The organism is Streptomyces sp. NPDC058662, assembly GCF_042716255.1.
In the GTDB taxonomy this organism is placed as follows: Bacteria; Actinomycetota; Actinomycetes; order Streptomycetales; family Streptomycetaceae; genus Streptomyces.
This window is the reverse complement of the sequence record NZ_JBHXRU010000073.1, coordinates 1-22454: the sequence shown is the minus strand read 5'-3', so window position 1 is coordinate 22454 and position 22454 is coordinate 1. Positions and strand designations below refer to the sequence as shown.

The 22454-nt window shown below is 71.7% G+C and carries 30 protein-coding genes and 2 pseudogenes; 1 reads left to right on the top strand and 31 read right to left on the bottom strand.

Annotation, left to right across the window (positions count from 1 at the left end; translation table 11 throughout):
- Window positions 1–134: 134 nt before the first annotated feature.
- The 3 genes from ACFWUQ_RS22855 to ACFWUQ_RS22845 are packed head-to-tail and all read right to left on the bottom strand — an operon-like array spanning window position 135 to window position 1063.
- Window positions 135–596 carry a hypothetical protein gene (locus tag ACFWUQ_RS22855; protein WP_384540943.1) on the bottom strand — a complete coding sequence of 154 codons (462 nt, stop codon included), beginning with the start codon at window positions 594–596 and terminating at the stop codon, window positions 135–137.
- A gap of 30 nt (window positions 597–626) precedes the next feature.
- Window positions 627–749 (bottom strand): hypothetical protein, encoded by a 123-nt coding sequence (locus ACFWUQ_RS22850; protein WP_384540941.1) that lies wholly within the window; start codon window positions 747–749, stop codon window positions 627–629.
- Window positions 746–1063, bottom strand: a complete 318-nt coding sequence (locus tag ACFWUQ_RS22845) for a hypothetical protein (protein WP_384540938.1) — start codon at window positions 1061–1063, stop codon at window positions 746–748. The genes ACFWUQ_RS22850 and ACFWUQ_RS22845 overlap by 4 nt, the downstream gene beginning before the upstream one ends.
- Before the next feature lie 186 nt (window positions 1064–1249).
- Between ACFWUQ_RS22845 and ACFWUQ_RS22840 the strand changes: the two genes are divergently transcribed.
- Entirely contained in the window at window positions 1250–1525 is a 276-nt protein-coding gene (locus tag ACFWUQ_RS22840; RefSeq protein ID WP_384540936.1) for a hypothetical protein, read from the top strand.
- 139 nt (window positions 1526–1664) lie between these two features.
- On the opposite strand, the gene ACFWUQ_RS22835 is transcribed toward ACFWUQ_RS22840, so the two are convergent.
- The 28 genes and pseudogenes from ACFWUQ_RS22835 to ACFWUQ_RS22700 form a co-directional block, all read right to left on the bottom strand.
- Window positions 1665–1895, bottom strand: a complete 231-nt coding sequence (locus ACFWUQ_RS22835; RefSeq protein ID WP_384540934.1) for a hypothetical protein — start codon at window positions 1893–1895, stop codon at window positions 1665–1667.
- Between the two features lie 122 nt (window positions 1896–2017).
- Window positions 2018–2203 carry a hypothetical protein gene (locus ACFWUQ_RS22830; RefSeq protein ID WP_384540931.1) on the bottom strand — a complete coding sequence of 62 codons (186 nt, stop codon included), beginning with the start codon at window positions 2201–2203 and terminating at the stop codon, window positions 2018–2020.
- 15 nt (window positions 2204–2218) lie between these two features.
- The gene (locus ACFWUQ_RS22825) at window positions 2219–2695 is read right to left on the bottom strand and encodes a Pycsar system effector family protein (RefSeq protein ID WP_384540929.1); all 477 of its coding nucleotides are present in this window, start codon (window positions 2693–2695) and stop codon (window positions 2219–2221) included.
- 527 nt (window positions 2696–3222) lie between these two features.
- Window positions 3223–3642: pseudogene (locus ACFWUQ_RS22820) on the bottom strand (hypothetical protein); the annotation flags it as partial.
- Window positions 3639–4334: a hypothetical protein gene (locus tag ACFWUQ_RS22815; protein ID WP_384540927.1), complete on the bottom strand. Its 696-nt coding sequence runs from the start codon at window positions 4332–4334 to the stop codon at window positions 3639–3641. The gene ACFWUQ_RS22815 and the pseudogene ACFWUQ_RS22820, both read right to left, overlap by 4 nt.
- Window positions 4331–4456, bottom strand: a complete 126-nt coding sequence (locus ACFWUQ_RS22810; RefSeq protein ID WP_384540924.1) for a hypothetical protein — start codon at window positions 4454–4456, stop codon at window positions 4331–4333. Before ACFWUQ_RS22810 ends, ACFWUQ_RS22815 begins: the two co-directional genes overlap by 4 nt.
- A 105-nt stretch (window positions 4457–4561) precedes the next feature.
- The gene (locus ACFWUQ_RS22805) at window positions 4562–4693 is read right to left on the bottom strand and encodes a hypothetical protein (protein ID WP_384540976.1); all 132 of its coding nucleotides are present in this window, start codon (window positions 4691–4693) and stop codon (window positions 4562–4564) included.
- 128 nt (window positions 4694–4821) lie between these two features.
- Window positions 4822–5688, bottom strand: a pseudogene (dnaN, locus tag ACFWUQ_RS22800) (DNA polymerase III subunit beta); the annotation flags it as partial.
- Between the two features lie 139 nt (window positions 5689–5827).
- Window positions 5828–6103, bottom strand: a complete 276-nt coding sequence (locus ACFWUQ_RS22795) for a WhiB family transcriptional regulator (protein ID WP_384540921.1) — start codon at window positions 6101–6103, stop codon at window positions 5828–5830.
- A complete protein-coding gene (locus tag ACFWUQ_RS22790) occupies window positions 6100–6582 on the bottom strand; it encodes a hypothetical protein (protein ID WP_384540919.1) in 483 nt (160 codons plus the stop codon). The genes ACFWUQ_RS22795 and ACFWUQ_RS22790 overlap by 4 nt, the downstream gene beginning before the upstream one ends.
- Entirely contained in the window at window positions 6579–6860 is a 282-nt protein-coding gene (locus tag ACFWUQ_RS22785; protein WP_384540917.1) for a hypothetical protein, read from the bottom strand. Before ACFWUQ_RS22785 ends, ACFWUQ_RS22790 begins: the two co-directional genes overlap by 4 nt.
- Window positions 6861–6947: 87 nt before the next feature.
- Window positions 6948–7214 carry a hypothetical protein gene (locus tag ACFWUQ_RS22780; RefSeq protein WP_384540914.1) on the bottom strand — a complete coding sequence of 89 codons (267 nt, stop codon included), beginning with the start codon at window positions 7212–7214 and terminating at the stop codon, window positions 6948–6950.
- Between the two features lie 2 nt (window positions 7215–7216).
- A complete protein-coding gene (locus tag ACFWUQ_RS22775; RefSeq protein WP_384540912.1) occupies window positions 7217–7678 on the bottom strand; it encodes a hypothetical protein in 462 nt (153 codons plus the stop codon).
- A gap of 69 nt (window positions 7679–7747) precedes the next feature.
- Window positions 7748–8362, bottom strand: a complete 615-nt coding sequence (locus ACFWUQ_RS22770) for a DUF6919 domain-containing protein (protein ID WP_384540910.1) — start codon at window positions 8360–8362, stop codon at window positions 7748–7750.
- Window positions 8363–8381: 19 nt separating this feature from the next.
- A complete protein-coding gene (locus tag ACFWUQ_RS22765) occupies window positions 8382–8912 on the bottom strand; it encodes a hypothetical protein (RefSeq protein ID WP_384540908.1) in 531 nt (176 codons plus the stop codon).
- A gap of 111 nt (window positions 8913–9023) precedes the next feature.
- Entirely contained in the window at window positions 9024–9686 is a 663-nt protein-coding gene (locus ACFWUQ_RS22760; RefSeq protein WP_384540905.1) for a hypothetical protein, read from the bottom strand.
- 101 nt (window positions 9687–9787) lie between these two features.
- The gene (locus ACFWUQ_RS22755; protein ID WP_384540903.1) at window positions 9788–10015 is read right to left on the bottom strand and encodes a hypothetical protein; all 228 of its coding nucleotides are present in this window, start codon (window positions 10013–10015) and stop codon (window positions 9788–9790) included.
- Between the two features lie 599 nt (window positions 10016–10614).
- Entirely contained in the window at window positions 10615–10800 is a 186-nt protein-coding gene (locus ACFWUQ_RS22750; protein WP_384540902.1) for a hypothetical protein, read from the bottom strand.
- A gap of 247 nt (window positions 10801–11047) precedes the next feature.
- A complete protein-coding gene (locus ACFWUQ_RS22745) occupies window positions 11048–13381 on the bottom strand; it encodes a hypothetical protein (RefSeq protein WP_384540899.1) in 2334 nt (777 codons plus the stop codon).
- 98 nt (window positions 13382–13479) lie between these two features.
- The gene (locus tag ACFWUQ_RS22740; RefSeq protein WP_384540896.1) at window positions 13480–13860 is read right to left on the bottom strand and encodes a hypothetical protein; all 381 of its coding nucleotides are present in this window, start codon (window positions 13858–13860) and stop codon (window positions 13480–13482) included.
- 21 nt (window positions 13861–13881) lie between these two features.
- Window positions 13882–15615, bottom strand: a complete 1734-nt coding sequence (locus ACFWUQ_RS22735) for a hypothetical protein (RefSeq protein ID WP_384540894.1) — start codon at window positions 15613–15615, stop codon at window positions 13882–13884.
- Window positions 15616–15856: 241 nt separating this feature from the next.
- Window positions 15857–16429: a hypothetical protein gene (locus ACFWUQ_RS22730; protein WP_384540892.1), complete on the bottom strand. Its 573-nt coding sequence runs from the start codon at window positions 16427–16429 to the stop codon at window positions 15857–15859.
- A gap of 58 nt (window positions 16430–16487) precedes the next feature.
- On the bottom strand, window positions 16488–17003 hold the full coding sequence (locus tag ACFWUQ_RS22725) for a hypothetical protein (RefSeq protein ID WP_384540889.1): 516 nt from the start codon (window positions 17001–17003) through the stop codon (window positions 16488–16490).
- Window positions 17004–17320: 317 nt separating this feature from the next.
- Window positions 17321–19915 carry a hypothetical protein gene (locus ACFWUQ_RS22720; protein WP_384540887.1) on the bottom strand — a complete coding sequence of 865 codons (2595 nt, stop codon included), beginning with the start codon at window positions 19913–19915 and terminating at the stop codon, window positions 17321–17323.
- 149 nt (window positions 19916–20064) lie between these two features.
- Window positions 20065–20637, bottom strand: a complete 573-nt coding sequence (locus ACFWUQ_RS22715; protein WP_384540884.1) for a hypothetical protein — start codon at window positions 20635–20637, stop codon at window positions 20065–20067.
- Between the two features lie 110 nt (window positions 20638–20747).
- The gene (locus ACFWUQ_RS22710) at window positions 20748–20939 is read right to left on the bottom strand and encodes a DUF5999 family protein (RefSeq protein ID WP_384540973.1); all 192 of its coding nucleotides are present in this window, start codon (window positions 20937–20939) and stop codon (window positions 20748–20750) included.
- 536 nt (window positions 20940–21475) lie between these two features.
- Window positions 21476–21817 (bottom strand): hypothetical protein, encoded by a 342-nt coding sequence (locus tag ACFWUQ_RS22705; protein ID WP_384540881.1) that lies wholly within the window; start codon window positions 21815–21817, stop codon window positions 21476–21478.
- Window positions 21814–22347: a WhiB family transcriptional regulator gene (locus ACFWUQ_RS22700; protein ID WP_384540879.1), complete on the bottom strand. Its 534-nt coding sequence runs from the start codon at window positions 22345–22347 to the stop codon at window positions 21814–21816. Before ACFWUQ_RS22700 ends, ACFWUQ_RS22705 begins: the two co-directional genes overlap by 4 nt.
- Window positions 22348–22454: the final 107 nt, after the last annotated feature.

The following is a 22454-nucleotide window of genomic DNA, read 5'->3' as shown; positions in this document are numbered from 1 at the left end:
TGCGCTCGGGGTTGGGGCAGTCGGGCGGGCCGCCCAGCACCGCCCGCCCCGTCGAGACGTCCAGGCCAAACTCCACGTTGGTGGTCGTGGTCGGCATCGCGTAGGCGAACTGGTTCAGCTGCGGGGCGACGGGATCACGCACCCTCGGGCAACTGCGGGAACTCGGGGGCGAAGACAGGCGTGCCGCCCATGTGGGTGATGGCGTGCGCCTGCCCCAGCAGAGCGTTGAAGCGGTTGTGAAGCTGCCGCGCTTCGGACAGCCGGCCCTCCCGGGCGTAATGCCGTTCCATGCAGATGATCGCGTCCGCGAGCCACTTGATCTCGTGACGGTAGAGGGGAAGACGGGCGCGCTGCGGGTCGGCCTGGACCACGGAAGCGGCGCCGGCGCGCTGGTACAGCATCGCCATCACGTCGTGAACGGTGAGCAATACCTGGCCAAAGCGCGAGGGGCCGTCCATCCAGTGGCGGCGCAGCCGGTCCGCTTCGAGTAAGGCCCGTTCCAGTGCCGCAAGTTCGTCCAAGTTGATGGCGATGGCTTCCGGCTGTTCGGGCGCGCTCGGGGTCGGCGTCGGGGTGGTCTGGTTCCTGCGGAACACGGGTCCTCCGTTGTTGAGTCGTCGCGGTGATCAGGCTTGAGGAAGAAGTACGGGCCGGGCGACCCGACCGTGCCGCAGGCCGACCAGGTCGGGTCGGTCGGACCAGCCGTCGCACTCGGCGGGCGGGCTGTCCTCGTGGCCGGTGACGCTCACGACGCCTCCAGTGCGGCGAGGGCCGTGCGGGCCCGCTCCAGGCGCTGGCCGGCGGAGTCCTGGACGTACCCGGCGGCCTCGTCGATGACCTCGGTGATGTCCTCGGCGCCCTGGTCGGCGACCCGGACGCCGATGTCGGTCAGCAGGTCGGAGATCATCCCGAGCACGCTGCCGGACTGGTTGCTGTCGTCGTAGATGGCCTGGAGGACAGCGGCTTGGTCCTCGTGGTCGGCGGTGTCGCCGAGCGCGTTCTCGCGCAGCGCGTGCAGTCCGAGGCGGATGGCGGCGACGGCGGTGGCGGTGTCGGCGCTCACCGGTGGGATGCCTTCACCGTCGCGACGAGGGCGGCCAGGGTCTCCCAGGAGTGGTGCCAGCTTTGGTCGAGGCAGTAGCGCCCGTTCATTCCGAAGTCCGCCAGGTTGAAGAAGTTCTTCTTGCCAGTGGCCTTGGCGAGCCGCTGAAGGAGGCCCTGGGGAACCCTGCGGTCCGCGGCGAAGTGGGTGGCTCCCGAGACCGCGAGGGCGGCGGCCAGGGCGGCCCGGGTGCGGGCGGATTCCGAGGGCGCGGGTGCCGGCGACGAGGACCAGGCCCTGGGTGGCGGTGTACTGGAGCACGTGGTGGAGACAGGCGCGGCGGCCGCCGTCCGTACCGACGACGGTGACCCTGCCGTCCTCGTGCTCGTACGTCACCGGGGCGGCATCGGTGGCGCCCTTGACCAGGGAGTCGAAATCGGACTGGCCCCAGTGGTCGGCGTGATCTGCCGCGGCGCGCAGTAAGGCGTAGGCGGCGGCGAAGGTCGAGGCGCGGTGGTTCATGATGAGTGTTCTCCTCGGTTCTGCTCTGGACGGGGAGCCCCGGGAGCGGCCGTACCTCTTGGCCGATGCTGCGGCCGTCCCCGGGATCTGCGGCGCCGACCTACTGGTCGGCGGTGTAGCGGTTGACCTGGTTGCGGACGTGCTCGCGGCTGAAGTCGAGGTGTTCGGCAACGGCTTTCTGGGTCAGGTTCTTGGCGTCCATCTCGGCCTTGACCGCGGCCCAGTAGGCGCGGTGGGCGGTCTCGATGGCCTTGTCGCGGGCCTCGGCGGCCTTGTCGAGGCGTGCCTTGGCGGCGGTGGACTCGGGGGTGTCGGGCCTGGTGGGGGTCATGGTGATCAGCTCCGTGACGGTTGAGGGACGATGTAGCTGCCCCCTGCTCCGGTTGAGAGCGGGTTGGGCTGGCCCGGGGCGGGCGGCCTGGTTGGTAGCCGGTGCGCCGCCCGTCCCGGGGGTCAGAGCGCCTTGGGCCGGGGCTTGCAGGCGTGCCCGAGGGCGATGTCGAGGATGGGTCCGATGCGGTCGGGGTTCTCATTGGTGATCTTCATCGAGAAGCCGCACTTGCCGCACTTGTAGTTCGCGAAGTACGTCCCGGTGGTGGTTCGGCGAGTGAGGGCCTGGCGGATCAGCTCGGCGAGCATGAAAGGTCTCCTTCGTCAGGCGGCGAGGGCGATGATCCCGGCGAGGACCAGCAGGGCGACGGCACCGGCGGTGATGTCGATGGCGAGCCGGAGCGCGCGGAACTTCCTCGCGGCGATCCTGGAGAGGACCACGATCCGCTCGGCGCTGCGGTCGGAGGCGATGTCGGCGGCGGCCTCCTGGGGCGTGCAGGTCGCCCAGTGGAGGTAGGAGCCGCTGACGTCGCCGCCGAGGCGGGGGCGGATGATCAGCAGGATCAGGAGCATCGCGGCGGCCAGGGCGGCCGCGCCGATCCCGGCGGCGACGGTGGCGGAGACCGGGAGGTTGTGGCCGGGGACCGTGGCGATCAGGACGGCGAGGGGGAGGCTGAGGACGGTCAGGAGCGCCGACGCCTTGGCGCCGGTCCTGCCCATCTCGGCGATCACCTCGGTGCGGGCCTGGGCCAGGCGCGCCTCGGTGGGGGCGGCCTGCGGTAACTGCTGGGTCAGCTCCATGGTTCGATGCCTCCGGTCGTCGGTGCGGGCTCTTGCCCACACCCCAAGAATGCCAAGTCTGAGTTGGCATGTCAACGCACACTTGGCCAACTGAAAGTTGCCAACCATGGGTGCCGCCCGCCCGGCTGGAGGGCAGGCGGCCCAGTGGTCTACGCGTCGGCTGGGTCGGCGTGCATGTGGGCGTACGCCCAGCAGGCCCTCTTCCACAGGTCGCTCGCGTAGGCCTCCGGCTCCTGGGCGCACAGGCGGGCGTAGAGGTCGGGGAAGTTGCGGCCGGTGCCGTCGCCGTCGGGGTCGTTGTCCATGGCCTCGGCCAGCGCGTACGGGTCACTCGGGACCTGCGGGTCGAGGTGGTCGAGGTCGGGGCGGAAAACGCCGGCGGTGATGACGGTGCCCTCCACGTGCGAGGTGTGGTGCAGCTGCCTGCGCAGGCCTGCGGCGATCTCCTCGGCGCGGCTCTCGTATTCGTACGGGCCGATCCGTACCGGGTCCAGGCCGGGCCGGTCGAGGATGACGGCGTGGCCGACCGGGTCGGTGTAGCGGACGGGCCGGCCGAGCTGGTGGGCGTAGGTGATCTCGGCGCGGGTGGAGTCGCCGACGTAGCCACCTACGTTGACGACCAGGACCTCGTCGCAGGCCCGAATCTTCCAGCGGTGCAGCGCGTCGAGCGCGGTCTTGAGCTCCTCGGCGGCCGCGGGCTCCTCCCACAGCGGATGGGCCTTTTTCATGTCGCAGCCGGGGGCCAGGACGGCGTGGCCGGCGACCGTCTCACGGAAGTTGGCCTCGGCGAGCTCGCGCCAGAAGCGGGTGGAGCCGCAGAGGGTGACGACCTTGGGCCGGTCGGTGGAGGTGTCGGACGGGTTGAGCAGCTGGTCGAAGGCGGCAGGGGCGGCGGCCGCAATGAGGCCGGCGACCTGGAGGTCGCGGTGGTGGTGCTCGGGGTTCATCGGCATTTCTGCTCCTTCGGGATGGGGGGGCGCGGGCGGCGCCGGGCGGGTTGGACGGCGGGCTCGGGAGTGCATGCCCGGGGTTCAGGTGATCGGTCCGAAGGCGGCTGGAGTTCGCTGTTCGCGGCTCGGGCCTGGGCGTGGCGCCAGGAGTTGGCCAGGTGCAGCACGGCCTTCTCGTACGTCGGGGGGTCGGCGGCGTCGGCGGCGTCGCTGGCGGCGGCGAGCGCCTGGACGAGGGCGACGGCTTCGGGGACCGTCAGGTCGTCGAGGACAGCGAGTTCGTCGCCGCGGAACGGGTCGATGCGGAGCCGACCGTATTCGTCCTTGATGCGGTCGTGGTCTCGCTGGATCACCTGCCGGCGCACGACTGCGCTGCGGGGATCCGGAGCCGGTCGTCTGGGCCGGGGGCGGAGCATGTAGAGGCCCGCGGCGAAGAAGCGGGGCGCTGCGCTGACCAAGCAGGCCCCCGCGGCGAAGAAGCGGGGCGCTGCGCTGACCAAGCAGGCCCCCGCGGCGAAGAAGCGGGGCGCTGCGCTGACCAAGCAGGCAACGACGATGAGGCCTCCGCCCCACAGCAACAGCGAGTGGATCCACTGCTGGGCGGCGTCCACCAGCGTCATCGTCCCGTCGTCCGCAGCTCGTGCGCGTGGCAGAAGGACGGGGCCGATGAAGATGCTGATCCTGTTCACCGTCCACCGGCCTTCGGTGAGTGGGCCGGCGGAACCTCGTCGACGATCCTGCCGGTCTTGCCCTTCGCCCTGGGGTCGTCCTCACAGGAAAGGATCTCCACCTCGGCGCCGGCGTTGAACATCTGGTTCTCCTTGCGTGGTTAGTGTGCTGGGGGTGACTGCGGGGTGGCGGTCGCCACCGCGGGCGGGGGCGGCCGGCCGGAATGGCGCGGCCGCCCCGGGGCGGGTCAGCCGGACTGGCGGATCGGCATGATCAGGTAGCGCAGCGCGGTGGGGTCCGCGTCGGCGGGGACGAGGAGCGCCGGCTTGACCGGGTCGACGATCTGCAGGCGGATCCGGTCCGTCTTGAGCGCGGTGATGCCGTCGAGGAGGTAGCCGGGGTTGAAGGCGATGGTGACGGGGGCGCCGGTGAACAGGTCGGTTTGGTGGCGGTGACCTGGTCGCGGGCGGAGGCGTCGTCGGCGGTGCCGGCGCTCAGGGTCAGGGCGCCGTCGGTGAGGTGGAGCTTGACGGGGTGGCCGCGTTCGGCGACGAGGGCCATGCGCTTGACGGTGTCGGCGAGTTCGGTGGCGTCGAGGTCGGCGGTGGCGGTGAAGTCGGTGGGCCACAGGCTCTTGTGGTCGGGGAGCTGGCCGTCTATGGCGCGCAGGGTGAGGGTGCGCGTGCGGCTGGCCAGGCCGAGGACGCCGTGGGAGGCGGGGAGGGTGAGGTGGACCTGGTCGTCGGTGGCGAGGATCTTGGCGGCTTCGGCGAGGGATTTGGCGGGGGTCGTGGTCTGGGTGGTGGCGCCGGTGGCCGCGGCGGGGGTCCAGGGGATGGGGCGGAGCGCGAAGCGGTAGCGGTCGGTGGCGGCGAAGGTGATCGTGTCGTCGGTGATCTCGGCCTGGATGCCGGTCAGGATCGGGAGGGCGTCGTCGCGGCCGGCGGCGGTGGCGACCTGGTGGATGGCCTCGGCGAGCGCGGGCCCGGCCACGGTGCCGCTGGCGGCCGCGGGCCGGGGCAGGGTGGGGTACTCCTCCAGCGGGAGGGTGTGCAGGGTGTAGCGGGTGCGGCCGGAGGTGAGCACCAGGCGGGCGCCGTCGAGTTCGAGGTTGACCGGGTGGGTGCCCTTGACCGTGCGGGTGATGTCGGCGAGGAGCCGGCCGGAGACCAGGACGGTGCCGGGGGTGGTGACCTCGGCGTCCACGGTCGCCTGCGCGCTGGTCTCGTAGTCGAAGGCGGCGACAGCCAGGGCGCCGGTGGCGGCCTCCAGCCGGATCGCGGCGAGGACGGGGACGGGGGGCCTGGCGGGCAGGGCGCGGGCGGCGTCGTTGACGGCGGCCGCGAGCGGGGCGAGGTCCGTACGGAGCTTCATCGTGGCTCCCTTCCGAGCGTGCGGGCGGCTGTCCGGCCGGTGGCCGGGGTTCGCCCGGAGTGCGGGTGAGGTCCGGGGTGCCGCCCGTCCGGTACGGGTGAGGCCGTGCCGGACGGGCGGGCGAGCGGGGTGATGGCGGTCAGGCCGCGGCGGCGTCGCGGCGCTCCCTGCGCAGGCGGCGGCGGTCGCTGAGGGTGGTGCCCGCCCAGATCGCGGATCCGGCCCAGGCCGGGTGGTCCAGGGCCCAGGCCAGGCACTGCTCGCGGACGGCCTCGGGGCACTTGTTGAGGCAGGCCTCCTTGCCGTTCACGCGCTGCTTCGGGGTCCCGGTCCAGTCCTCGGGGTCGGCTCCGGGCGCCCGGCACGGTTCGTCGCCGGTCAGCCGCGGCCAGGGGGCGAGTTCGGTGGTGGTCACTCCCCCACCCCCGTGGTCCCGGCGGCCGGGACGGCGGCGGTGGGCAGCAGGTGCTCGAAGGGCGACCAGTCCGCGAGCTCGAAGGACATGTCCAGCGCGTCGAAGGGGTACTCGGCGCCCTGGGAGTGGTCGTTCTGGTCCGCCTTCTCCGGCGGGAGGTTGGAGTGGTCTCCGGCGTCGGTGTCGTCGGAGGCCTGGTCGAGGTCGGTGTACGCGACGACGACGTGGGTGGCGGTGCGCTCCAGGACGTACAGGCTGCGGACCGGCATCTCGTCGGGGTCGACGTCGTGCCGGCGGACCCAGGTCTGGCGGGTGGCGGCGATGGCCCAGGCCTCGCTGGCGTCGGCGGCGTCGGTGACCTTGGCGCAGGCCGTCGCGTACTCGGTGCCGGCATCGACGAGTTCGTTGACCCGGGCCAGGATGTGGTCGCTGAGGGCCTGGGTGCCGATCAGCCAGGTCAGGGAGGCGAGGCCGGTCACGACGCCGCTCCCGTCGAGGCGAGGGTGCGGGAGATCTTGGTGGGGGCGAGGAGGTGGTGGAGGGCGGAACCGTGGTGGTGGGAGCCGAAGGTGGCGGGGAGGCCGCAGCTCCAGCAGTCGGCCTCGTCGCCCTGCCAGGCGACGGCGCAGCGGCCGCAGACGAACGCGCGGTCGGCGAGCAGGGGGTTGGCCTTGGCCAGGGACTTCAGGATGCGGCCGGCGGTGCTCAGCCGGCGGGTGGTCGGGGTGTGGTGCTGCTTGCGGAGGGTGGCGTGCATGATGGTGGTCTCTCTCTCGTCTTGGCGGGTGAGGGGCCCGGGGCGGCCGGCGGTTTCTCAGGCCTTGACGGCCGTCCCGGGGCGGAGCTAGCGGTCGATGCCCTTGTGCGTGGCCTGGTCCCAGCGCAAGTCCCAGCCGGGGCGCAGTCCGCGGGCGGACCAGTCGGTGCGGTGGGCGGCGGCGGGGACGTCCCGGCCGGCCAGGGTGTGGAGGAGGGCCGTCTCCCAGGCGCGCTGCGCGGACTTTCGGGCGTCGCGGCCGCTCTCGGCCAGGCCCGTGAAGACGTGGACGCCCCGCTCACTGGTGCCGACGCGTTCTATCGGAACGTCGACTTCCCACATGACCTGGTGCATCGTCAGCCCTCGCCGTCCGGGTCGTAGTCGACGAGGAGGGGCTGCACGGTGATGCGGATGCTGGTGACGGACTCGTCGTCCGGGCCGGGGCCGAAGGTCATCAGGTCCTCGGGGGCGTGCTCGTCGCCGTTGTCCGGCGCCCAGGTGGTGCGGACGCCCTCCGGGAGGGGGCAGCGCTTCAGGGCGGCCTCGCCCTTGGCCCGGGCCGCCTCCCGGGTGGCGTAGGTGCCGAGGGGGAGACTGTGGCGGGTGACGGTGTAGACGGCGAGGGTGGCCGGCTTGTCGTCGGTGATGTGGGTGATACCGGGGAAGACGGCTTCGGCCGCGGCCAGGCGCGCTTCGATCACCATGGTGGCGCCGAGGATCTGGAGCGTCTGGACGGTGAGCGGCAGTGTGCCGGCGGCGACGCGGCGCCGGATGTCGGCGAGCACGGTGGCGGGGTCGGGGACGGTGGTGGAGGTCATCGGTTCTCCCTTGTGGCGGGCCGGACTGTCCGGTCCTCGGAAGGTGGGGCCGGGCGCCGCGGGGGGCCGTCAGCGGCTGGCCGTGCTCGGCAGGTGCAGGGCTTCGTCCAGGACGGTCCAGAGGAAGTCGCTGGGCTCGAAGGCGGTGTCGGCGATGGTGAGCTGGGCGGCGCGGGCCAGGGTGTCGAAGGCGGTGTCGCCGACGAGGCGGCTGTGCCAGGAGTGCCGGAGCTCGCTCCGGGTGAGGGTCCGGCCGTACCGGGTGTAGTCCAGGCCGTTAACGCGGGAGACGACCATGCCGGGGTGGAACTCGTCGCCCTGGAACCGGACGAGCAGGTCGAGGCCGGCCTGCTCGGCGAAGTCCACGAGGCGGGCGAGGATCTCGGGGTCGGCGACGAATCCGGTGACGGCGGCGCGCTGCTCCCACAGGTTGCCGGCGAAGTCGGCGGCGTCGTGGCCGGGCTGGGAGTCGTCGGTGAGGAACCCGGCCCGGTTGGCGGCGGCCAGGCGGCCGATGAGGGGAAGGGTCTCCTCGTCGGGCCCGTAGTTGGGCATGTTCCCGGCACAGGAACGGATGTCGCCTTCGAGCCAGCGGGCGGTCAGCTCGGCGAGGTCGGAGAAGGTGGTGGCAGCGCGCCAGAGGCGGCGGTCCGCGCGGCTCGGCCAGGGAAGTCGGATCTTCACGGCGGTCCTCCTGTCGGGTTCAGAGCTGGGCGGCCAGGTCCTCGGCGCCGTAGGCCTCGGTCTCGCGGGCCTCGATCAGCACCTCGTAGCCGGCGAGGGTGTTGGGCTTCATGGGCTGCCGGCCCCAGACGTGCTTGAGGAACTTGAGGTGGAGCTCGCGGGCGGAGCGGTCACCGAGCTGGTGGGCGTGGACGAGCTCGTGCACGAGGGTTTCGCGGACGTCGCGCTCGTGGCGCATGTTGGGGATCTGGAGGACGATCAGCACACCGTCGCGGTCGAGGGTCGTCTGGCCGAACGCGCTGCGGGAGTGGCGGTCGGGGCGGCTGACGGCGTTGACCTGCGTGGGGTTGATGCCGGTCAGGAGCTTGGCCTCCGCAGTGTTCACCAGGTGGTCCATCCGGCTGGTGTCGCCGTTGAGGACCAGGTGGACGGCTGGCAGGGAACCGAACTTGTCGCGGACGAGCTGCTCGGCGTCGGGGGCGATGGCCTTGGCGTACTTGCTGAGGCGGCCGCCTCCGAAGAGGAAGTGCTGGGTGGAGATGCGCAGCATGACGGTCCCTTCAGGGGAGAGTTCGGGGGTCGGGCGGAGAACAACCCGAACCCACCAAGAAAACTATAACCACAACTCATCACGTCGCCTAGTGGGTTCCCCCACCCGCCGTCAGTCCCCGGCGTGCTCGGCGAGGTCGGCGGCCCGCTGGAGGAGGTCGAGGACGGCGCCGACGGTCGGGACGGCGATGTTGTTGTGCACGGCGATGTCGAACTGGCGGCTCAGGGCCCGCGGGTCGCGGCCCTCGCTGCGCCACTGCGCCTCCAGGCGGGCGCGGTAGTCGGGCGTCGGCTGGGCGTACGCGGCCGGTTCGGCCATCGCGGAGCGGATGTAGATGTGGGAGCGGCTGGCGGTGTCGGCGTCGGCCGGGGCGGCCATCAGGGCGCCGAGGATGCAGTGGCGCCCGGTGGCGTCACGGAGTTCCCCGCGGCACCAGCCCCCGGTGGCCAGCGCGGCGGCGGCGCGACGGATGTGGAGGCTGGCTCGGGTGGCCGGGCGCTGGTGGCGGCGGGTGATGCGGTCGAGCAGGGAGGGGCGGGCGGCGGCCTGGGCGGCGGCGGTGGCCCGTTCGCTGCGCTCGACCTCGGCGAGGCCGGCGGCCACCAGGGCGGGGATGTCGAATCCGGCCGGGGGCGCCGGCGGGCCAGAGGCCGGGGCGGGCGCGGGGGTCGGGGTGATCTTCTTGAGCCAGGCCTCGACCTCGTCGGCCAGGAGGCGCGTGCTCGCGTCGGGGGCCTGGGTGCCGAAGGCGGCGGGTGCTGCGGATGCGGGCATGGCGAAGCCTTCCTGCGTGCTGCGGGATGGTGAGGTTGGGAGCTCCGGGGGCGGCCGGCTGAGTGGTTGGCGACCTGGCGGCCGGCCCCGGAGGCGGTGGATCAGGCGGTGTACTTCCGAACGTTCTTGTAGACGTAGTCGCGCTTGCGGCCCATGGCGTCGGCGACGTCCTGCTGGGCGCCGTGGTAGCTCTTGCTGAGCTCGCCCATCCGCTGCCAGAACTCCTTCTCGGCCGCGGATACAGCGGTGTCACGTACGGCCTTGGCGGCCAGCACGGCGGCCTTGATGTCGTCGGCCGTGCCGGGCTGCACGTCACGTCGGGCGGTCATTTGGGCTCCTCGCGGTAGTGAGGGACGATGGTTCCGGCCCCCTGCTCCGGTTGGAGCTGGTTGGGAGACCCGGGGGCGGCGGGTTGAGTTTGGCGACCTGGCCGCCGTCCCCGGGGCGTCTCACTGAGGGTCCTTGCGCGCACCGCAGGTCGGCATCTCACCGGCCTGACCGTGTTCGAGCACTTCAATCGCCTTGCCTTGCCGCGCTCGGCGAAGGATTCACGGGAAGGTCCCGTCGCTCCGGGACCTTGCAATGACTCCAGCATGCATCTCTATAGAATGCATTTCAAGTGAACGCCTAAGGTGATCTGGTGGCATCCCCTCGCCAGCGCGTCACCACTGCCCGCGGCGCCGCCAGGGCGGCTCCTTACACCTGCGAGTCCGCCGGCGGCGCCGGACTCGTCACGAGGACGGCTGGCACCAACCTTCGCGCACGTCGGGGGCCCGTGGAGTGCTCGGCCATCCAGGACTCGGCGCCTCGAAGTACCGCAGCGTCATGACGTCCACCTCCTTTCGGTGCTGTGAGGGGCCACCGCGGCCGCCCCGGCGCCAGCAGGTGCGGGGCCGTGACGGCACGGAGGGCTGTCAGAGCGGTGAGGTCAGCTGGCGGTGTCGATGGCGTCCCGCAGATGCCTGCGCGCCTTGGCCAGCAGCACCTTCTTGTCGGCCGGGTCGCTCTCCAGGGCGTCGCTCAGGTAGGTGACGGCGGCGTCCAGGTTCTCGCTGGCGTCGGTCAGGTTGCCGAGGCTGGAGCTGGCGAGGATGTCACGGGCCCGTTCGACCATGTCGATGAAGTCGGTCGCTGACGGGGTAGGCGGCGTCGATCTGCCGGAGTTGTGGATGTGGGCGAAGAACGCCGGGCGCAGGGTCAGCCCGCGCAGCGCGAGGGCGGAGGCGGCGATCCAGGTCAGGTGGGCGCCGCTGCGGCGCGTGGGCCGGGCCGTGGTCGGCGCGGTGGTGGCCGCCGGAATAGGGGGAGGTGGGCGTAGGAACCGGAACGGCGCGCCCCCCGAAGGGGAGCGCGCCGTTCGGTCAGGCGGCCTCGCCGCTGGTCGCCTCCGGCCGGCCGCCCAGGGCCACCTTCGAGGATTTCCCTTCCTTGATCCGGTGGATCTCCCCCTTCTTCTCCAGCTTGTTCAGCACGTTCGCGAAGGTCGACTCCGCCACCCCGCACACGGCCTGCAGCTGGCCCCGCTCCACGTAGTCGATGTCGTCGGGGTCGACCTCGTCACCCGCGTCGACCATGTCCACGTACATGGGGTCGGACTCGTCACGGAGGGCGGCCAGGACCTTCTCCTCCGACGTCAGCTCCTTGGCCTTCGGGAGGTCGACACCGGCGAACGAGGTCCCGGCCTCGCCGGTCCCGCCTTCGCTGTCCTTCTCCTCGAAGCCGGGGATAGGAGTCATGGCCAGCTCCTCCATGTACGCCTGGTCGCCCCACCAGGGCACGTCGACCGGGGCCATGATGTTCTCCGGCCTGATGTGCTCGGTGGCGTCCTCCAGGGTGTCGATCCGCATCATGCCCGCGCGCCCGCCCGGTGCCGCGACGTAGCCCAGGCCGAAGGTGCGGCGCGGGTCCGACTCCGCCATGGTCGGGTCGTACACCAACGCGTCGTCCTCCTCCACCCATACCGGTGGGATCAGGGAGGGATCCAGGCCCTCGAAGCCGGGAGGAAGGTCTCCCAGGTTCACCTGGTCGCTGTCGGTGCGGAGGATGATCCAGGTTCCCCCGGCCAGGAGGTTGGCGCGGATCGCCTGCTCTCCACCCAGCTGGTCGAGGTTGACCGTCTGGTTGATCAGGACCCAGGGCATGCCCAGCGAGCGGGTCAGGGAGGCTCCGTCCTTGACGATCTTGACTGCCTCCTTGCGGTTGGGTGCGCCCGGGGCCAGCATCTGGGCGGCCTCGTCCAGCAGGGTGGCGCAGTAGGGCCGGAGCGTGGACGGCTCGAAGTTCTTCAGGTCCATGCGGGCGGCCTCTTCGATCCGGTGCTGCAGGACCCACCAGGAGATCCGCATGGCGCCCAGGGCCCCGTACTTCGTCAGGCCGCTGTACGCGGCCATCTTCGGGATCGCGGGGTTGCTGGCGCCCTTGGGGTCGCCATAGATCTGGGCCATCTTGTTGGCGTGGTACGCCAGGCTGATCATCTGGCCCGTGCCTCCCTTGCCGGAGCCGGTGGTGCCGGCGATCACGACGTGGAGGGCGCCCAGCTTCGGGTCGAAGAGCTGGATGCGTGCGGGGAAGCCGGAGACGATCTTCCCGATGTTGACCCATCCGCCCGGGGTGGCCTTCAGGGAGTCCAGGCCCTGGAAGTCATGGCCGGCCTCCAGCGGGTTGTGGTCCATGATGCGGATGATCGCGCGCCTGGGGTCGCGCCGTCCCGGCTCGTAGGAGACGAGGTCGATGGAGCGGCGCAGCGCTCCGGCCAGCTCCCCGAGGTTGACGACGCGGGGGAGTGCGTCCAGGTCGTCGTCGGCCACGACGCGCGCGACCTGGCCGCCGGTGTTCTCGTCCTTGCCGACCTCTTCCAGGTGGGTCTTCGGCAGGACCCGCGCCTGGACGCGCTGCCAGGCGCCCTGGAGGGTGGAGGGGTCCAGCTCCGGGCGCTGGGTGTACCAGACGGTGATGAACGCCTCCCCGGAGTGCGCGCCATACTTCATGGTGATGTCGTCGACCGAGCGGCCGAAGAGGCTGCTCACGGCCTCCTTCGACACGTTCACGGAGTCGCCCAGGGCTGCGGTGATCCGTCCCTCCCAGCGGTCCGCGTAGATCACGACGTCGGAGAGGACCTGGTTGCGGTGGCGTCCCGACTTCGGGTCGCTGATCACGCGCCCCCAGGCCGCGATCATCTTGTCGGCCAAGGACACCGGGCCGGGTGCGCCGGTGTTGGCGGGGGCGGCCTGCCCGGTCGGCTGCGCCTGTTCCACCTCGATCTTCTGCCTGCCGAAGACGCGGCGCAGGCGCCAGCCGGTGAAGACGACCGCGGCCCACCAGCCCAGCGACAGGATCCCGGGCACGGTGGCTGGCTCGAAGACCCCGGCCATCAGCGCCTCGGACGCCTCGGCTCCGCCCAGCTGGCCCAGGGCCAGGCCCATGCCGGTGGTGATCGTGGAGATCCCCATGGTGTCGCGGTGCGCCCGCGCGATGTCGATCCCGGGGAGCTGGTCCGTCCAGCGGCCCAGGCGGTTCATGTAGTTGGCGCCGGCGAACGTCGCACCGGCCAGGAAGCCGGCCCCGACGTAGGCGGCCGCGTTCGGGTTCAGGAAGGGGGCCAGGATGCCCACCCCGACGGGGAGGGCGATCTGGAGCGCCGCGGCGGCGCGCTCCGCAGGCTCCGCGTTCGGCACGGTCTTGGTGATGGTGGACATCGGGGGCTACTCCTGTCTGGGTACTGGGGGGTCCGCAAGGGCGCGGCCGGCCCGAAGGGCTGCGATCCCTGGGCCGGCCGCGCCGGTGGTGGGTGGTGCTATTCCTGCTCGAACCAGTCGCGCGAGACCTTCTTCAGGTCCGTCACGTCGGAGCGGTCGAAGGCTTCCTGGAACCCGGCGTGGGTGGTGCGGGCCTGGTCACCTGCCGCCTTCGCGGCCTTCGCGGTGTCGGACGTCTTCGACGCGTAGGTGATCGCGGCCTCCGACACGCCGCGGATGATTTTCGCGAGCTCCTGGCACTCCGCCAGGGAGTCGCGGTCCACGCTCTTGGCGCCCAGCGCGTCCGCGTCGGAGGCGGTGTCGTCGGCCAGTTCCTTGATGTTGTCCGCGGCCTTCTTGACGCCCTCCGCGTTGCGGGCCAGGGCCTTTTCCTTGTCTTGGGTCCTTTTGACGAGGACCTTGTACGTCAGTTCCGCCATGATCGCCTCTCCCGTCTTCTCCTACGCGGCGGGCGCGTAGGAGCCCTTGTCGTTGTAGAAGCGCAGTTCGGCCGGCTTCGTCTCGTCGCTGTCGACCACGGCCTTGTACAGCGGGGCGTACCTGGTCCCGATGTTGGTCAGGACGACCTTGCACATCTCCGCCGCCCGCTTCGCGCGCTGGTGGAGTGCGGCGGCCTCCGTCGCCTGGGCCTTCGCGGCGTCGGCCAGCTTCGTCAGCTTCGCGGCCAGCTTCTCGCCGCCCTTGACGGCCTTGGCCTGTTCGGCCAGCTCTTGGCAGTCCTTCGCCTCGTCCTCCGCCGCGGCTTCGAGCGACTTGCACGCGTCGGCCACCTTGATCAGGTGGTTCTCCTTGGCCTCCAGTTTGCGTTCGTACTGCTTGAAGTTGCGGAGCTCCTTGCGGCTGATCGACCCACGGGCACCGTCCGTGCCCAGGGTCAGGGCGTTCGCGTCGATCTGCTTGACCAGGAGGGGCTTCACGTCCGTGCTCACTCCGTCGTCTCCTTCGTCCGGCGGGGCGATGACGATCGTCTGGCCGCTGGGCCCGGTCACCGTCGTCCCCTGCTGCTTCGGGTCGTCCTGCTTCGGGTCCTGCTGCTTCGCCTTGTGGTCGGTGTGCGCCTTGTCCAGCCGCGCGTGCTCCTTGGCGTTCTCCTCCTTCTTGTCCTGGTAGCCGTCCTTCGTGCCCTGCGCGTACGCCTTCACGTGGTCGACCGCGTTGCGGACCGCGGAGCCGTCGCCGTGACCGACCTCCCGCGAACGCTGGAGCGGGGTCCGGTTGTCGGTCCCGTTCGAGCTGTGGCCGGCCGCGCCGTTCCTGCCGGAGCCACCACTCGAACCGGATCCGCCGACGCTCCCGGAGCCGCCGCTCTTCCCGGAGCCGCCGCTGCTCCTGGAGGAGCCGCCCGAGCCCTGGCCGCCGCCGCCCTTCTTCAGGTCGACCTTCGCGCCCTTGCCCTTGTCGGCCTTGTCCTTCGAGGTGCCGGAATTACCGCCGGACGAGCCTCCTGACGTTGATCCGCCGCCTTTTCCGGAGGCACCGGCCTTTCCGTCATTTCCAGTCTTCCCACCGGATCCCGCGTTCCCCGAGGAACCGTCCTTCCCTTTACCCCTGGAGTCCTTCGGCCCCTTAGGGCTGGTGTCCTTCGACGAACCTCCGCCACCATTTCCGCTGGTGTCGCGCCCCGCGCCGGATCCACCGCTCCCATTCGAGCCGGACGAGCCGCGCCCACCGCCTCCGGTGGCGCCGCCGCTTCCGCCGCGTCCGGTACCCGTGGAGCCGCTCCCGGTGGAATTACGGCCCGAATTCCCACCACTATTTCCGGCGGAATTACGGCCCCCTCCACTGGCCCCTCCGGAGCCGTTTCGCGTGGGAATTCCAGGCGACTTCATGACCGTGGTGGTCCGGGCCTCTTTCACCTGGTGCGCACTGGCCCTGGCTTTCTCCAGATCCAGCCGCTTGTTCGCTGTCCCGCCGCCCTTCGCCCAGCGGGTCGCGCCCGCCCGGATCAGCGTTTTGAACACACCCTCCTTGTGCCGGGCTCCGGCTGCGTCGGATCCGGCTCCGGTCAGGTCCTCCGGGGCCTTGAACGACTCGCTGGTGACGCCCGGGGAGGAGCGGTCCACCACTCCGTCGGGGTCCGCCTTCGCGGCCGGATCGTCACCGTCCGGCCTGGCCCCGGCGCCGGTCGCGGTGACCGGTCGGGCGGGCTCCACCGCGGCCATTAGGGCGGCCATGATTCCGGTGTCTGCGGCGGGTGCCGGCGCGGTGCTGGCGGTCGGCGCAGCGGGCGGATCGGGGGGTCCCGCGGGGACCGGGGGCGCCGTATCGGTCACCATGATCTCCTCACTCTCCGTGGTCGTTGATGGTTCCTTACTCCTTACCTCCCAGCGGAGAGCGGCCGATCAGCCGGACTATGGGAGTCCGATTGCGGCGCTCTCCGCCAGGAGAGAGGGAGTAATTAATCACCGTGCGTGACTACATGTCGGCCTTCTTGCCCTTGCGTGCGAAGACCGCGACGGCCAGGGCGCCGCCGGCGACGAGACCCAGCAGGGCGGTGGAGTTGATCTCACCGCCCCCTGCGTTGCTGACGTCCTGGGCGCTGCCCGCGGCCTGCATGCCGGATCCGTCGGTGGTCTCGTACTGCTGCTTGCAGTCCGACACGACGGCGCTCCGCGGGGGCACGTACCCCTGGCCGGTCAGGGCGGAGGAGTCCTTCACGCACTTGTCGACGGCCGCTTGGATCTTTTCGGCGGAGGCGGTGGCGGCCTTCTTGTCGGTGCTCGCCTGCTCGTTCCGGATCCTCATTTCCTCCAGCTCCAGCTTCTTCATCTGGATCTGGAGGGCGGCGGCCTCCTTCTCGTCCTTCGCGACGGCCGCCGAATGGACCTGGAACCAGATGGTTCCGCCGCCGACGATCGCCACCCCGGCCACCGCAATGGCGACCTTTCCCCGGCGAGTCAGGCCGGCCTTCTTGTGCACGACCGGCGTCCCGTACGGCCCTTCATCGGCGTACGGGGAAGCGTCCGGAGCGTTTTTCCCGAAGGTCATTCCGGCCGCCATTCCGGCCTGAATTCCTTCGAATGCCCTCTCTTCGTCCGGTGTCATTTTAGTCTCCGTTCTTACGCGCCATGTCGGAGGCCGCCGAGATGGTCGCCTCCACACCCCGGAAGGTGTTGCTGGAAAGGTCGTTCCACTCCCAGAACCGCATGTTCACACCCTGGCGGGCCAGCTGGGACTGGAGATAATTCACGGCCTTCCCCCGGTCGGTCGCGGTGACGTGCCTGGTGGATTCCAGAAAGGTCTGGGCACCCCTGATGCACATACGTCCGGTGGGGGAGAAATCGAAGGACTGGCACCAGCCGTAGCGGGTGAGGACTTCGATCACCTGGACCAGGTGGAACGAGGGCTTCAAGGGGCGCGGCTCCTGCCAAAGCCCCAGGTCAGCCATCGCGAACCGGATCCCCTTGGGGATCATGCGCTGGCCCCAGGTCGGGGGTTCGGGCGCCCAGATCTCCAGGGTCGGCGGGATCACTGCGGGGGGTGCCAGCGCGGGCGCCGGCGGGGTTGTCGTACGGGGGAAGCGCCCAGACTTCGGGGCTGGCCCGGTCGTCGTGGGTGCCATGCTGTGCTCCTTTCTTGCGTGAGTAGACAACCCGAGGCCCTCCGCTGATCACGCTTCAGCAGGGGGCCTTCGTGCGCCTGAACCGCGTCGCGGATCTCCAGCCGCTCGGGGCGGCGCCCGAGCTCGGGGCAGGGGAGACGGATGCGGTCGTGGCGCGGGGCGGGTGGTGCTCGGTTGCGCCTGGCCCGTTGTGTCCGTGCTCGGGGCGCGGTGCGGGCGAGCGGCCTGCCGGCCGTGGCCGTCACCGGTCCGTGCTCGGTGGGCGAGCGCGGTCCGGTGGCGACTATGAGCGGCAGGGCGTTGTGCGGGCGGTCCGGTCAGCGGTCCGTGTGCTGCTTGAGGGCGACGGCGATCTGTCCGGCGCGGTCCGTGGCGATGGTGCCGCCCTCGGTCCGGACCGCCTTGGCGATGTTGGTCCGGTTCAGCGGCTCGTTCGCGGTCCGGAGCCGGTCCAGCGCGGTCCGCTCTAGGTCCGTGAGCATGATGACCGTGAGGTCCGGACCGCCCTCCTCGCCACGGTCCGGACCGGAGACGCCTTCCAGGGCTTCCTGGTCGGCCGGTCCGGTGCGTTCCGGCTCCTGCGGTCCGGGGGCGACGTCGGCGGTCCGGACCGTCACCCCCCGGCTCGCCGCCGGGCCATGGGCGGCGGGCACGGTCCGAGGACCCCGGTCCGGACCGGGTCCGGTCACCAGGTCAGCGCCCTGCGGTCCGGCCTGACCGGCCTCCAGGGCGAGCGCCGGTCCGCCGGTCCGGTCCGTGGCCCCTGCGGTCCGGACCGGACCGTGGACCGCGTGCCGGTCGCCCGGACCGGACCGGACCGGATACCCGCCGTGCTGGACCGGGCGGACCGAAACCAGGCCTTCCGGCGGTCCGGGCCGGTCCGTGCGGGTCAGGGTGAGGACGGTGGGGATGGCCGCCGGTCCGTGATCGTCGGCCGCGAGGCGGGGGACGACGACCCGGTGCAGGGCCAGACCGGTCCGGACCGCTTTGCGGTCCGCGAGCTCCGCGCCCGCTGCGGTCCAGGCCCGGTCCAAGGTGGTCAGGCGCGGGTCGGTGATCGCGAGAGACCAGGCGGTGAAGGAGTGGACCGGGTAGCGGACCCAGCGGACCGCCCCGATCGACGGGCGGGCCTTGGCGACCCTGCCGTCCTCACGGAGCTTGCGGCGGTGGATCAGCGACGCGTACAGCTCCCAGAGCACCATGCCGACGATCGACATGGCGGCGAACGCGACCGCCTTCGGGGTGAAGTGCCAGTAGGTGATCTGCTCCGTCCAGACCTCCGCTTTCGCGTCCCAGACCCGGCTGCCGGGCACCGGCTCACCAGAGGCGTGCCAGAAGTTCATGGCTGCGGCGCCCAGGGCGAAAATCCACGTGCTGACGCGGTAGAGGGTTCCAGAGTCGCCGCCCTGGCGGGCCTGGTGGTACATCCAGCCCACGAACGCGGTCGACAGCTCCCAGGCGGCGGCGAACAGGATCGTGAACGGGACGACCCATCCGAGGATGTCCTCAGCGAAGCCCGCCTGGCCCGTCCACGCGACGGCCATCGGGGCGGTGATCGGGCCGATCACCATCAGGCGTTCCGCGTTGACCTTCGCGAACTGCTTCACGCGGTCGGTCACGGCCGGCTTCCCGGCGCGGTCCGCAGCCCGCAGCTCCCGGGCCTTCGCCTTGCGGGCCTCCTTCGCGTCCCGACGCTCCTCTCTGGCCTGGCGCTTGAGGCGCTTGCGTTCCAGGGCCTGCTCGGTGCGGTCGGTGGCGCGCTTCATCCGGGCAGCAGCCTCGGCCACCATGTCGTCGGCGGCCTTCAGCGTGACGTCCGCATCCGCCTCCCGCAGCCGGGCCTGCGCCAGCGCCTGCTCGGCTTCCGCGAGGTCCGCGTCCCGCTTGGTGCGGGCCGCGGCCAGGATGCGGTCGGCCTCCTCGCGGGCGGTGCGGGTCAGACGCTCGGCGTCCTCGGCCGCCGTCGCCCGCAGCCGGCCGATGTCCTCCTTGGCCAGCGTCCGCGTACGCGCCGCATCCGCACGGGACGCCTCCCGCTCGCGGGCGGCGTCCTCACGGAGCTCGGCAGCCGCCTTCTCCGCCCCGGCCTTCACCTGCGCGGCCTGGGCGTCCGCGCTCTCGCGCAGCCGGTCGGCCTCGCCCCGCGCCCGCTCCAGGAGCGCTTCGGCGTCGGCAGTGGTACGGGTGCGGGTCTCCGTTGCAGCGCGCTCCGCGCTGGCCACCAGCTCGGTGCGCGCGCTCTCCGCGTCGGCGAGGGCCTTCGCGGCCTCGGCACGGACCTGCTCCGCCATCGCGGCCGCCATCGCGGCGACCTGCTCCGCTTCTACGGCTGCCGCGGAGGCGATCTCCTCCGCCTGTCGGCGGGCACCGGCGAGCAGCTGCTCGGCAGCCGTCTCGGCGTCGGCGAGGACCTGGTCGGCCTCGCTGGCCGCCGTCGTCGTGACGGCGTCGGCGTCGCGGCGCGCGTCGGCGAGCAGCTGCTCCGCCGTCGCCTCGGCGGCCGCCCGTAGCTGGTCGGCGTCGGTGGCCGCCGTGGTGACGGCCTCCGTACGGACCTGGTCGGCGTCCGTCGCGGCGACGGCCAGGAGGCGGGACTGCTCCGCGATGGCGGCTTCGGTGATCGAGGCCGCCTCGGTGTGGGCGCCGTCCAGTAGCTCGGCGGCACGCACCTGGCCGTCGGCGAGGATCCGCGCGACGTCGTCGACGGCCAGGTCCCGGAGGTCGGCGGCGCGGTCGGCGGCATCGGCCACAACCGGGTCGGCCTCCTCGAACACCAGCGGCACCGTGTTCTCGGGGGTGGCGGCCTGGGCGGGAGCGGAGGGCGGCGCCGCCGGTGCCTTGGCGCGCCCGTTGTGGGGCTTCGTGTTCGCCGCGGACTGGCGCCTGCGGCGGGTGGCGGGCTTGGGGGCCACGGGGGTGTCCTTTCTTCCGGGCGCCTCCGTGCGGAAGGGGCACCGTCGATCAGTGGCGGTGGGTAGGGTCGTGAACAGGCCCTCCGGGGCCCCGGCAGCTCAAATGCCGGGGGCTCGGAGGGCCGTGCTACTCGGTCAGCGCCGACGGGTCAGGCAGCCGTCGCTTCCTGACTGGCGGGCCCGTAAGTACGCGCGAACCGGGCGCCGGCGGTCAGCAGGGCGGTGATGTCCGCGTGGGTGCGGTGCTGCCGCTCCGACCACGGCGTGGCGCGAGCGGAGTCCGATCCTGTGTGGGCCCGGGTCACCAGGTCCAGGACGTCGGACGCGATGGAGGCGGTGTCCGTGTCGCCGTCCTTGCCGGACTCACCGACGTGGCGCAGGGCGGTGGATAGGGTCCGCTGCGGGTCGTTACCGATCTCGTCGCGGACCACGCGCAGCAGGGACTTGAGCATGGCCTTCACCGTCATGGAGTCGTCGTCGGCGAGGTCCGCGCCGGTCGACCAGTCCTTGCCGCTGTCGTACGTTCGGACCCAGCTGTCCTTGTCGAGCAGGGCGATGGTGGCCTCCATGTGGCGGGCCACCGCCTCGCCGGAGGACTCCTCGCCGGACGGGCCGATCCACACCGGCCGGTAGCCGTCGGCGGCGAGCTCGGCCGCCTTGCGCAGCGTCTCGTCGGTGAACACCGCAGCGGCAGCGGAGGGGGCGTTTGTCGTCTTGGTCATGCGAGCCTCGTCTCAGGGTTCGTCGGGTCCGGACTGTCCGGCTCCCCGTCACCGCTCGACCCGGCCGCCAGCGTTGGGCGGTCGGTGCGGGCGGATCAGGCAGCCGTCAGTCAGGCCGCGGCCGCGAGGGGCCGGTGCGGGGCGATGATCTGGCCGTCGGGGAGCAGCTCGCCGGTGTCCTCGAACACCAGGACGGAGTTGCAGAGGAGGGACCAGCCCTGTTCGGGGTGGGAGGCGATGGTGTGCGCGGCCTCGCGGTCGGGGCTGTCGGCGGTCGGGCACGTCGGCCGGTGTTTGCACAGGGCCTCCGGCAGCCGCCGGGCCGTGCCGGTGGTGGTCGCGGTGTCGAGCTTGGTTCTGTGCTGCATGGGGCTCTCCTGGCGAGTGGCGGGCCCGAGACTCTCCCGGACCGAAGGCGTGTGAATGGGCGGTATTCCTGGGGGCGGGCGGCCGGTACGCGGCGGGCCAGGGCTGCGGTCGAGAACCTGGCTTCCGGGCCCGTCAGGTGGGACACCGGGAATCAGCTCTTGCCGCGCCGGGTGAGGGGCGGGTGGATGTCGGTGACGCGGTGGCCGGCCTCCCAGGCGGCTGCCGCGGTGAGTACGGCGGCCGCCAGAAGCGCCTGGGTGAGGGGGGGTCAGGCCGCGCGCGGCGATGGCCCGTACCGCGTGATGCTGGGCGGTACGGGCAGCCGGTATGTGCAAGCCCTACTCCGTCTCGGGCTGCGGCTGCGCCGGCGTCCCGCAGGTGCAGGGATCGTGCCGGATCGACTGGTACGGCTCGCCGTCCGCGCCGACCGAATTCACGGTGACTAGGGTCGGCGGGTGGCCGCAGCCGCTCACCGGACCGTGCCCGCCGCGCTCGGCGGGGCCGGGATGGCGGCGTTCCGGCCGCAGCGGCAGGTCCAGTAGCCGCACAGGCCGCAGGCGTCGTCCGCCGCGCGGACCGGCAGGTTGAAAGTGAGCAGCGGAGGACGGACATAGCCGGGGGCCATCTCGGCGAGGGTGCGCCGGGCCCGGCGCCCGTCGGGGATCCGGGCGTCGTCCCGCTCGGCCATCGTGAGCAGCAGGGTGCCGAGGTGGTGGAGGGAGTCGGTCTCGTCCCGCTCGTAGCCGCGGGAGTCGTCTTCGCGCCGGATGTCGTCGATCTTTCCGGCGCGCGGGGTCAGGGTGGTGGTCACGCCGCGACCTCCCAGCCGGTACGGGCGCGGCGGGCGGTGCGTAGTGCGACGATCTGGGCGGCGAGCTCGCGGATCTTCTTGTTCTGCAGTTCCTGAAGCTGCGCCTGGTGCGCCATGCCGGCGCTCCTGGTCGGCGTCGTGCACGCCTCGCGGTTGAGCTTGACGGCGAGGGTGGTGAGCTCCTTCCACTCCGCGTCGCTGGCCTCGTCGGCGGCGATGGCCGCGGTGAGGCGCGTGGTGTGGCGTTCGCGGAGGGCGACCAGCTCGGAGCCGGACTTTCCGCCGCGTACGAGGTCGTCGACGCGGGGGTTGCCGTCGCCGTCGCGCAGAGCGAGTTCCTCGCAGGCCGCTCGTACCGGGCAACCGTGGCAAAAGTGGATCGCCTCGGCGCGTTGCGCCTGCCAGGTCGCCGCCGGCTCGCCCTCGGCGCGGAAGAACTGCTCCGGGTCGGCCTGGACGCACTTGGCGCCGGCGTCGATCGCGGCCTGGAGTACAGGGCGCCGCATCCGGCGGGCCTGAGTGGATGTCATCCTGTGCATGTGCGTCTTCCCTTTCTGGAGGGGGACTGCAAGACGAACCCCCGGGGGCCTAAGCCCGGGGGTTCGTCGCTTTCCGGCTGGTCGTACGAGCAGCCACG